The sequence below is a fragment of the Streptomyces murinus genome (assembly GCF_002154555.1).
Lineage (GTDB): Bacteria > Actinomycetota > Actinomycetes > Streptomycetales > Streptomycetaceae > Streptomyces > Streptomyces murinus.
Genome location: NZ_MUNF01001028.1, coordinates 1 through 1202, shown reverse-complemented (window position 1 = coordinate 1202; position 1202 = coordinate 1). Strand labels below are relative to the sequence as shown.

At 73.4% G+C, this 1202-nt stretch carries 1 pseudogene; it reads right to left on the bottom strand.

The features are described 5' to 3' along the window. Positions 1-158 precede the first annotated feature (158 nt). Positions 159-1020 (bottom strand): annotated as a pseudogene (locus CCN72_RS37435) (LacI family DNA-binding transcriptional regulator). Positions 1021-1202 lie beyond the last annotated feature (182 nt).

Genomic DNA, 1202 nt, shown 5'->3' with positions numbered 1-1202 from the left:
GCCCCCCTCTCCGGCAGCCCGTCCGGCCGGTCGGCACCCGCCGCCGCGCGCCGGACATCCGCGCCCTCAGCCGTGTACGGATACCGGGGCAGGCCCCGAAGCAGGCCATGGGCGGCGGGGCGAGCCCCCGCCGCCCCGGCGGTCACCCGGCGTCGCGCTCAGGCGGACTCGCGCACCACCAGGTCGGTGGAGAGCACCACATGGCGCCGGATGCCGTTGCGGGACTCGATCTCCTCCAGCAGCACCCGGGCCATGGTGCGGCCCATCTCCTCGGTCGGCTGGCGCACGCTGGTGAGCGGCGGGTCGGCGTGCCGGGCGACCGCGGAATCGTCGAAGCCGATCAGCGCCACGTCCTNNGCCCTCCTCGGTGAAGTCGCCGTGGGCCACCAGCGAGGTGTCGCCGCCGCGGCCCGCGGAGTTCATCGCCTGGGTGTAGCCGTCGAGCCGGCAGCGGGCGACGTACATGTCCAGGGGGCCGGTGATGGTGGCGACGGTGCGCCGGCCCAGTCCGAGCAGATGCTCGGCGGCCGACCGCGCACCCCCGACGTTGTCGGCGTCGACGTACGACATCCATTCCCGCTCCGAGCGCCGCCCGTTGAGCACGGTGGGCACCCGCAGCCGCTCCAGCAGGCTGGGCAGCGGGTCGTTCTCGTGCACGGACACCAGCAGGACGCCGTCGACGCGGCGGGCCGCCAGATGCTGGCCCAGGCGCTGGCGTTCGCGCGGGGTGCGGATCAGGGTGAGCAGCAACTGCATGTCCGTGTCGGCGAGTTCGGTGCTCACACCGCGCACGATGTCCAGGAAGTACGGCTCGGCGCCGAGTCTGGTCTCCGACTCGGGGATGACCAGGGCGACCGCGTCCGTGCGGTCGGCGGCCAGCGCGCGGGNNGCCGCCCGCGCCTGGGCACTCACATGCGGGGAGCCGTTGACCACCCGCGAGACCGTGCCCCGCCCGACACCGGCCCGCGCGGCGACCATCTCCAGCGTCGGCCGGCCGCCCCGCCCCTCGCCCGCAGTCATCGCGCCCTTGCCCGTCACCATGGATGACAACCCGTCAGTCGCACCGACTCAGAAGTGTTCGTTCCCTTGACACACCCGCGGGAACGGTGGACCTTCATTATGCCAATCTGGGAGCGCTCCCACGGGAGCGCTCCCAGATAAAAGCCGGTTCGATCGGGCCGGAGCCGACGGTGAGACGGGGG